This window comes from Leptolyngbya sp. CCY15150, from assembly GCF_016888135.1.
Lineage (GTDB): Bacteria > Cyanobacteriota > Cyanobacteriia > RECH01 > RECH01 > RECH01.
The window spans coordinates 1-9,085 of sequence record NZ_JACSWB010000251.1; the positions used below are offsets into that span (position 1 = coordinate 1).

Consider the following 9,085-nt stretch of genomic DNA (forward strand, 5'->3'; position numbering starts at 1 on the left):
AGCGGCGCTGGGTCGATGCTCATTGGCAACGGGGTAACAGCTATTTCAGAATCGGGTGGAATTGGTTCAAAGGAGTCCTGCATCAAGGCTGGTCGTTAGTTTGCCACGGTTGCCTTGCAAGGGGGGCACGATCCTACCCCTGCCTCAGCCTCGAAAAAGCAAGATAAGAAACACCTGGAACGTGAGTTTACAGCCCGATCCTACAGCTTTCAGTCATGAGTTTTGTCAGTCAACCAGCAGGTCATAGATGTCACCTTCGCGATCCGTGATGGTGATGACTTCTACGGATTCGGGAATGAGTTGTTGACTGGCTTCCTGATGCTCCAGCCACCGGTAGCTTTCTTTCTCTTCGATCGCCGTTTGGCGATCGCGATAGCCCGCGCCGCGTCGAGTCTTCTCTCTGGCCCACACGGTTTCTTGCAAGATGCCCAAGGGCACGCCCGCATCGCTACTACACAGGGTTAGGTGGACTTTGAGTCCCATCGCTGAGGCATCGCTGATGGGTCCCAAGCCTCGGGTGCTGCGGTGAGTGCTGAAGTCTAATTCAGTCGTGTCTTGGATCGTCAGCACGGTTGAATGTTTTAGGCAGCGTTCGACTGTTTGATCAATGTGGCCGGACAGGATGGCCGCAGGGGTCATCCACCGATTTGACCAGAATTTATCCAGTCCTTGCGCTGCCGCGTCATCGCGACTCGCTTGCAGCACACTCGCATAACGATTATCTTCTCAAGGTGCTGGCTTCATGAGTATGCGTTTGCCCTGGGGGGTTAGGCGATCGCTACATCCGTTGCTAAGGGTACCAACTGAGCCGATGCCGCCTGAACATTGCCCGACACCGTCAACTGGTCGCCCGTGCTGAGGTTGGCAATCAGATGATCGCCCAGCACTGCCAGCGAAAACTCACCGCCCGCGCCCAAAAAGCCGCTGAAGTCGAGGCGATCAATGGCCTCAAAGTCGGTAATCACATCGAAGTCGCCGCCGTCGCTGGCGATCAGGTCTGCGCCGAAGCGGAAGGTGTCGGCACCCAGGCCGCCGGTAATCACATCGCTGCCCAGGCCGCCATCGAGGATGTCATCACCCTCACCGCCTCGCAGCAGGTCATTGTCGCTGAGACCCAAAATGATGTCGTCGCCGCCCTGGCCGTTAATCACATCGTCTGAATCGTTAAAGCCCAGCACCAGATTGTCCAGGTCATTCAAGAACGTGACCGTGTTGCGGTTCCAGATCCGGCTCTGGGTGGAGTCGGCGTTGAACACATCAAAGCTGTCCTGGATAGTCTCGTCACCGTCAAAGAGAATGTTGCCGATCCCGGTAGGTAGGTTATCCAGGTCTTCTAGGGCAAAGCCACGCAAAATCACCTGGGTGTCATCCACTCCGTCAAAGCGAATTGCAAGATCGTCGCCAGTTTGAGTGAGCAATAGGTTCTCAGCCGTTAGTCCCGCGCCAAAGAAGTGCAGTTCATCAATGGCTGCCCTGGTTTCAGGGGAAGGGTTTGACCCGCGACCTACACCGCCAAACCCGCCTAAAACAACGTCATCCTCACCCCGATAGACCGGTACTGGATAGCTGCCGCCCAGGGCCACCCCATTGACAAAATTCACGACGCCGTTCTGGTTGCCGATAAAGGCATCGAGGAAACCATCGCCATTGATATCAGCTAAAACCGGGGTGGCGTTGGTGCCCACATCGGGCAAGCGAATCAGTGATGACTCGACAAATCGGGGAGCTGTGGGGGTGCCGATATTTTCAAAAAATCGAGTCGTGCCATCGGCGGCACCAATCACGACATCAAAATCGCCATCGTTGCCGACATCGGCAAAGTGGGGCGCAGCCGCACCCACCGCAGGCCGCAAACCAAAGGGATTGTTGGCTCCTCGCACAAAGCTGGGATTCGTGCGGGTGCCGGTGTTGCGATAGAACAAAATTGTGCCGTCGGCGGTGCCCACAAACAGATCATGATCGCCATCGCCATCGATATCGGCAAAGGCAGGGTGAGCTAAGCCACCGCCCCCAGAGATGCCGAAGGGGTTAATGATTGGCGGCGCAAAACTGGCCCCGCTGCCGCTGCCGCGATTGCGATAGTAGTGGATGCGGCCAAAGGTATCTCCGGCAAACAGGTCTTGGTCGCCATCGCCGTCAATGTCCACAAACGTCGGCGTGCTGCGATCGCCCAGATCTCGAATGGTGATCGGAGCCGAAAAGCTGGGGTCAAGCACAGTTCCCTCATTGCGGGCGATGCTGATCCTCCCATCGCTGGCTCCGATGAACAGATCGAGATCGCCGTCGCCATTCTCATCCACCAAGGTCGGCACACTAAAAGCACCCACATTGATACTGGCGAGGGGGTTGTTTTGTCCGATGGGGGTGAGGGGCAAGTCGGCCAGCTCGCCAAAGGTGTTGGCCGCCGTAGAACTGGCGCTGTTGTTGACAAAGGTCAGATTGTGTTGCCGCACCACCCCACCGAGTTCACTCACGAGCACGGGCGCTTGCACAAAAATAGCCCCACCAACGCCCTGACCTGGGCCAAAGCCGCTGCCGCCCGTGGCGGTGTTGCCCTCAAACCGACTGTTGCTGATGTCTAGGTCGGCGTTGGTGCGCACAAAGATGGCACCGCCCAGGCCAGCGCCGCCGCCGCCCTGGCCGCCAAAGCCACCATTGCCGGGGCTATTGCCCGAAAAGGTAGATTCGCCACTGCGGCCATTTTGCCCGTTGCCGCCCCGGCCACCGAGCGGTCCCCCCAGGGCCCCGACGCCCCCCAGGTTGCCTGAGCCCGTTTGACCACCGAGGACGTTGGCCCCGCCGCCGCCACCGCCACCGCCACCACCGCCACCGCCACCAAAGCCACCCACGCTGCCACCGCCGCCGCGTCCACCATTGCCAGCCGATTCAAAGGCCCCGCCACCGCCCGCGCCGCCGCCGCCTGCCCCGCCAGAGCCACCCCCTGAGCCAAAGAACGTGATATTTCCACCCGGCTGACCTGGCCGCCCTTGGGAATCGCCGTTGGGGAAGGGGCGACCGCCCTGGCCAGGGTTCCCGCCCAGAATGACCCCACCCCCGGTAATGAGCGTGCCTGCGTTAGCATTAAAGGCTCCACCGACGCCGGGATCGCCGCCGTTGCGACCAGAACTGGAATCGTTACCGCCGCGCCCGCCCCGACTGCCAAAGGTGCCGTTGCCGCCGATCGCCCGGTTATTCAAAAAGGTGACGTTATCCACCACGACAGAGCCGTTATTAATGAACAGCGCGCCGCCAAAACCGCCACCGCCGCCCCCACCATTGACACCGTTGCCGCCGATCGCCAACCCCTGGGCCAGGGTGAGGTTTTCAAAGGTGACGTTGGCTCCATCAATGGCAAAGAGCTGGTGCTGGTTGTCGCCTGAAATAGTGGAGAACCGGCTGCTGCTTTGAATTGTCAGATCATTCCCGGTGCGCAGGGTGGGCAGCGAACTGTTGAGCGTAATCGTGCCGCTGAGAGGAAGCATGATGGTATCTCGTCCAGGGAGACTGCCCGCCGCAGCGATCGCCTCTCGTAGACTCAGTACGCCATCGTTGGCGTCAATAATATCGTTAGTTGTCGTGACGTTGAAGGTAGCCATCGGAGTTCTCCAAAGGATTGTAAAAGGGCTGCTATGGGTTGAAAAATCTGTAGTACAGGCTGACGATCTTCCCGTCAATCAGGGCACAGTCAATCACCCCATTTCAGAGAAAAGTGGGAAAGCTATAGCTCCTGATTTGAACTTGGCGTGAATAATTTTTGCCTGAACTAAACGCGCAGAATAAGCTCCAAGAAATACAAAGGCAATTACAAAAAATAATGCTCTTAAACCCTGAGAGTTTGCTGAATAAAATCTGAAATAAACTGAAGAAAAAGTCATTCTAAAAGACTAAAAAAACCGGAAATTTTAGCCGATCAGAAACTTGAAATTTCCAGCTATTTTTCTGACTCTAGAGAACCAAAGAAATGTGGCGAAGCAATCTATCTAAATTGAAATCCGCAACCCAAAATAGCAGCTTAGGAAAATCTAAATCTGCCATGTATTCAGTGATTTGTGTGATATCACAATGCAGGCAGCGGATAGGCCAGATAGTCTGCAATATCGATCAGGGGGGCTACCCGCCGTGGATCAGGGGCATGGCGGTGCCCAAAGCCAGGGCTGACCAGATCTAGGGGCAGCGCCAGCGAGGGTGATAATGATGGCGTTGAGCAGTCCACTTCCCAGCGGCCCTGAGGAAAGGCGGCATTGGGTGGGGTGGTGCAGGCAGCGATCGCCGCCCCGGTCAGATGATGCAACACATCGATCAGCAGTTTGCCTGCCTCAGTGCGGGCCACTTCACCGTTGTAGATCAAAATTTCGGCGCGGGGGGCCAGGTGCGATCGCCACTGATACAGCGCCCTGGCATAGTTGGGCAAGTTGTCGGAGCGGAGGGTGACGCTACCCAGGTGCAGCCCCTCAGCCCCGCCCGGTGTCACCAGGTGTAGGCGGCGAATCGAGGGCAGGGTGGCCAGTTGTTGGGCGATCGCCGTCACGCCATCCCGCCCTCGGCTCAGCAACAACACCTCCACCTTAGGGATCACATTCTGCGCCAAAAACCGATAGCCTGCTAGCTCAGTGCTAATTACCACCAAATCTTGCCCTGGGGGCAAAGGCGGCCTAGCTGGGGTAGTTACGGGGTAAGTCGATGACATGGCAGCCTCCTTGAGATGGGCTTGACGGAGCATTAACTCATGACCGTCTGTGGCCAAAAGGCCTGGGCCGACGGTGCGCTCTGGTCGGAATAAAACGCCTGGGGCACACCGCTAAATTGCAGCTGCCCCCGGTCGAGCATGACAATGTGGTCGGCGTAGCGAATTACCTGGGGACGATGGCTAATTAAAATCGTGGTCTGTCCCCGGCGATGGGCTAGCACCCGCTCTAACACATCGGTTTCGGTCAGGGGGTCGAGGTTGGCGGTCGACTCATCTAAAATCAGCACGGGCGGATGGTTGAGCAGGGCGCGGGCGATCGCTAGTCGTTGCTTTTGCCCCCCCGAGATATTGGCCCCCACAGCTCCCAGCACCGTGTCGTAGCCCTGGGGCATTTGCTGAATAAACTCATCGGCTCCGGCGATTTCACAGACGGCTACGATGTCGGCCAGCGTGGCGTTGGGCGCTGCCAGACGAAAGTTTTCGACAATGGAGCGGTGCAGAAAAAACGCCTCCTGGGGCACCAGAGCCACCTGCTGGCGGAGACAGGGCAGCGGAAAGTCGGGTAGCGGGCGATCGCCCAGCCAGATCTCGCCGCTCTGAAGCGGGTATAGCCCGGTGAGCAGCTTGGCCAGGGTGCTTTTGCCGCAGCCCGATGGGCCAATCAGCGCCACCACCTGCCCGCCAGGAATGTGCGCCGAGAGGTGGTCGATCAGGGTGCGCCGCCCCGGATAGTGAAACGAGACATTTTTAAGGTGAATATCAGCGGCGGGGGCCAGCGGAATCCAGGGTTTAGCGGCATCACCCTGGCCCTCGGGGGTATATTCAAACAGCTCGGCCAGCAGGCGGGTAATCGCTTTAATTTGGCTCCAGTCGCCGATCAGTTTGACCGTGGCGGTAGCCCACTGTAATACCCCTTCTTTTAAGCCATAAATGGCCACCAGGGTACCGATGGTGAGCTGTCCCCGAAATACCAGCTCGCTGCCTAGCCACAGCAGCGCCACGGTGCCCAGCCCGGCGATCGCCTCCGTCAGCGTAGTATTGGCAATGCGAATGCGGGCCGCCCGCAGGTTGTGCTGCGACTCTTGGTGCGATCGCCGCTGTAGCTCGGGGTAAACCTGGGGGGCCGCCGCCATCATCTTTAGGGTCAGCGCCCCGTTAAATGCCTCCGACAGCAGCCCGGCATTGTCGCCAGCGGTAACGCAGGCCCGATGGGTTGCCTGGCGCAGGGTGGGCTGAAACGCCAGGGTCACCGCCATCATGACCAGCCCCATAGCCAGGGTCACCAGCCCCAAGGGCCAGCTGTAGATAACTATCAGCCCCAGGGCTACTAGGCCAATAAACCCTTTGATCGGTAGCTCAATCACCAGTTGCGAAATCACCTGGTTAATCTGCTGAATATCCACCAAGCGGCGAATCGCCGTGCCGCTGCGGCGAGCTTCGTGGTAGGTCAAGGGTAGGTGCAGCACCTGCTGGCCAAAGTCGAGCTTCAGGCTCTGCTGGAGCCGTTCGGCAAAGGCCGCCACCAGATTGGCCTGCACCCAGGTCAGGCCGCTATTCAGCAGGGCGATCGCCATTACCCCCACAGCGACAGGGGCGAGCCAGGGCGCATTGCCGGGGGCCAACACGCGATCGATCAAAAATTGCAGCAGCAGCGGCGTGGCCAACGCTAGCACCCCCACCAGCAGATTCAGCGGCAGCAGCCCCTTGAGAATGCGGCGCTGCTGCCAGAGCCGATGGAGCAGCCGTTCGAAGGGGTTGATCGGCTCTGGGTCTAAGGCTTGAGCCCCAAAGCGGGCCGGGTCGGGCGTCAGCAGCAACATCAAGTAACCCTGCCAGCCCTTCAGCAGCTCCTCACGGCTGAGGTAGCGCACCCCCACGGCGGGGTCAGAGAGCACATACTGGTGGCCCCGCCGACCGTAAAACACCACAAAGTGGTAGCCCTTCCAGTAGAGAATGGCAGGCAGGATGAGGGTGTCGAGCCTCTGCAAGATGTCGGGGTCGGCCTGAATTGCCTGGGTCTCAAACCCCAGGGCCTCTGCCCCTCGCTTTAGCCCCAGCAGGGTGGTGCCCCCGGCCCCGGTGCCCACCATACTGCGAACGTGATTGATCGGCAGCGATCGCCCATAGTGCTGGGCAACAATGGCCAAACTGGCGGCGGCGCAGTCTTCGCCGCTGTGCTGCAATAACCAGGTGTAGGTCATGGGAAAAAACTCTAGGGCAGGACTATTTATTGCAAGATCTTGATGGCACAGTAGGCCGTGCGAACTTCATCCAAGTAGGGCTTGAGGCGGCGGTGAACAAACCTCACCATCGGGGCGTTGTCGATATCGACGCGAAAGGTGCCCTTAGTGTGGGGCAACTGCTCGACCTGGAGCTGAATGGCCTTGGCCAGCAGTAGGGTGCTGCGGCTGAGGGGCTGAGAAGCCGGGTCTACATACATCTGGGTGTAGCGAATGGTGTCAGCGGCGATGCGGTGGGTGATCACCCACCCGATGATGCGATTGTCGCAGCGCAATCCCAGGCTATTCAACGGCTCTAGCCGGTCGGCGTCCAGAAAGGGGTTAAAGCGCTGCATCAGCCCATCGCCCTGCATCCGTTGCTCTAGGTCGGTGCGTTCCGCTGGCGTTAGCTCAGTCCAGAGAAAGAACTGGTAATGGGCGGGGAGGCGATCGAGCCAGCGCCCCAAATAATCGACCAAATGGGGCGGTGGGGCCTGCCTGACGCGATCGGTGGAGGCGTAGCACACCAGAGCCGTGACCTGGGGGGCAAACCACTGCTGCTGCACCAAAATTTGCTCTAGCGCTGGCGACTGAGGGCTACTCAGGTAACGAATCTCTAGCTGCTGGCAGCCGCGATCGCACAGTTGGGTCTCTAGATGGGTGAGCAGCAAACGGCCCAGCCCCCGATTGCGATGTTCAGGGGTCACAAACAGCGATAGCACCTGCCCCTGCAATGGCTGATCATCCTCTCTATTAACAGAGTCGTCAGAGCGATCCAGGCAGGCGATCGCCAACCCCACCGGCACACCCTCCACTTCTGCCCCGACCGCAACCACACTGGGATTCTCCGCCATGCTGTGCAGCACAGGCCAAAAATTAGGGTAGGTCAGCGTTTCATAGGTGGCGGCGTAGTCTGCATGCAGGCCGATGATCTGGGCCGACTGGGCCAGTGTTGCAGAAGGTTTTAGCGTGGAATGGTTCATCGTTCTTATCGATTTGAGACCATTGAGCGTCAGTCAAAGCCCGTTAGGCTGTTGCTCAACACCCCAGCGGGCCTGCCTCTACCACCCCTGTCAAGGTGGGGCGGATTTGAGGGGGTGCTTCCTTAAAGCCGAGCGTGGGACTTCTAGTCCCACGCTCAAAGCGGAAATCCTCTGAAGAGGATTGGGAGGCAAGTTCCCCGGTCTGCTTTAGCAGACTTTTGCTATGAGCCTAGGCGTAAACACCTTGGTGATCATGGCCGGAGTTCCTACCGCTTTCTTCCTATGAGGTTGCCGCCGCCGCAGATTACCTCTAGCTCAGCATCGCTGAGTTCGGGGTACTTCACCGGGGGCTGGGGCTGCTTGTTCGTCGCTGGTTGGGTCTGAGTTTTCTGGTTCATGGGTGGTCTCCTTGTGTGTGTTGAAGAATAAACGTTGAAGAAACAGGTGTACGTTGCGTACTCCTGAAGTGTGGCTCAATTAACCCAGCGGTGAAAGATCAGTTTTGGATCAGAAATTTGCTGATCCAAAACTGATCTTGACGGGGCTACAGAGTAGGCCTCACCGTAGGGCATACCGCTAAAGCCCCTGTTTAAGTTTTCGGTATCCCTAAATACGAATTTGGATTGACCTCTGCCGCAAGATAATCTCTAAATAACTTTCTTTCAGATGGTGGGCAGTGCCCACCCTACAGCGCTTATAGAACCCATTTGGGATCTTTTTCGGAAGTCACCGATGCTTCAGTGCAGTCGCTCCATCCGGATGAAAGCTAAGCAACAGCAAGTCGTTTGAGCATGAGTCGGATAAAACAAAGATTAAGCTTGGCTGTGGCATGAGGGAGCGTGCGCTCAAAATTTTTCACCAAGCTTTTGCAGCGTTCCATCCAGGCATGTGACCGCTCAACCACCCATCGGACTTCCACCACGACAAACCCGGACTTTCCTTGGGCTTGCTTGTCTTGCTTGGAGAGTTTGGCCAAACGTTCAAAGCGAACCTTGCTCAAGATGCCTGGATAGATGGCTTGCAAGGCGCTCACAATCCATTCAATATGATAGCCATGGTCAAGCAAGATGGTGATTTTCGCAAGGTTGACCGGCTTACACCAGCAATTCTCATTTTGACCAGTAGCTTGCCCAATCTGCCGAATCCTGAACGAAAGAATGAGCTTTTTCAACAAATCTATTGACACTGTTCTCAAT

General features: G+C 57.7%; 7 protein-coding genes and 1 pseudogene. All 8 read right to left on the bottom strand.

Annotated features, from left to right (window positions below):
* Window positions 1-225: 225 nt before the first annotated feature.
* Window positions 226-705: a hypothetical protein gene (locus JUJ53_RS19475; RefSeq protein ID WP_204153706.1), complete on the bottom strand. Its 480-nt coding sequence runs from the start codon at window positions 703-705 to the stop codon at window positions 226-228.
* Window positions 706-767: 62 nt separating this feature from the next.
* On the bottom strand, window positions 768-3,596 hold the full coding sequence (locus tag JUJ53_RS25215) for an FG-GAP-like repeat-containing protein (RefSeq protein ID WP_204153707.1): 2,829 nt from the start codon (window positions 3,594-3,596) through the stop codon (window positions 768-770).
* Window positions 3,597-3,689: 93 nt separating this feature from the next.
* Window positions 3,690-3,875, bottom strand: a complete 186-nt coding sequence (locus JUJ53_RS19485) for a hypothetical protein (protein ID WP_204153708.1) — start codon at window positions 3,873-3,875, stop codon at window positions 3,690-3,692.
* A 182-nt stretch (window positions 3,876-4,057) separates the two neighbouring features.
* Complete coding sequence (locus JUJ53_RS19490) at window positions 4,058-4,687, bottom strand: DUF4347 domain-containing protein (protein ID WP_204153709.1); 630 nt, start codon at window positions 4,685-4,687, stop codon at window positions 4,058-4,060.
* A 32-nt stretch (window positions 4,688-4,719) separates the two neighbouring features.
* On the bottom strand, window positions 4,720-6,888 hold the full coding sequence (locus JUJ53_RS19495; RefSeq protein ID WP_204153710.1) for a peptidase domain-containing ABC transporter: 2,169 nt from the start codon (window positions 6,886-6,888) through the stop codon (window positions 4,720-4,722).
* Window positions 6,889-6,914: 26 nt separating this feature from the next.
* On the bottom strand, window positions 6,915-7,889 hold the full coding sequence (locus JUJ53_RS19500; RefSeq protein ID WP_204153711.1) for a GNAT family N-acetyltransferase: 975 nt from the start codon (window positions 7,887-7,889) through the stop codon (window positions 6,915-6,917).
* 266 nt (window positions 7,890-8,155) lie between these two features.
* Window positions 8,156-8,287 carry a hypothetical protein gene (locus tag JUJ53_RS25220; RefSeq protein WP_275415809.1) on the bottom strand — a complete coding sequence of 44 codons (132 nt, stop codon included), beginning with the start codon at window positions 8,285-8,287 and terminating at the stop codon, window positions 8,156-8,158.
* A gap of 368 nt (window positions 8,288-8,655) precedes the next feature.
* Window positions 8,656-9,085 (bottom strand): annotated as a pseudogene (locus JUJ53_RS19505) (hypothetical protein); the annotation flags it as partial.

What these genes read in the sequence shown, in the direction of transcription:
- JUJ53_RS25215 (WP_204153707.1), bottom strand. Translation starts at nt 3,596, where the DNA reads ATGGCTACCTTCAACGTCACGACAACTAACGATATTATTGACGCCAAC.
- JUJ53_RS19485 (WP_204153708.1), bottom strand. Translation starts at nt 3,875, where the DNA reads ATGACTTTTTCTTCAGTTTATTTCAGATTTTATTCAGCAAACTCTCAG.
- JUJ53_RS19490 (WP_204153709.1), bottom strand. Translation starts at nt 4,687, where the DNA reads ATGTCATCGACTTACCCCGTAACTACCCCAGCTAGGCCGCCTTTGCCC.
- JUJ53_RS19495 (WP_204153710.1), bottom strand. Translation starts at nt 6,888, where the DNA reads ATGACCTACACCTGGTTATTGCAGCACAGCGGCGAAGACTGCGCCGCC.
- JUJ53_RS19500 (WP_204153711.1), bottom strand. Translation starts at nt 7,889, where the DNA reads ATGAACCATTCCACGCTAAAACCTTCTGCAACACTGGCCCAGTCGGCC.
- JUJ53_RS25220 (WP_275415809.1), bottom strand. Translation starts at nt 8,287, where the DNA reads ATGAACCAGAAAACTCAGACCCAACCAGCGACGAACAAGCAGCCCCAG.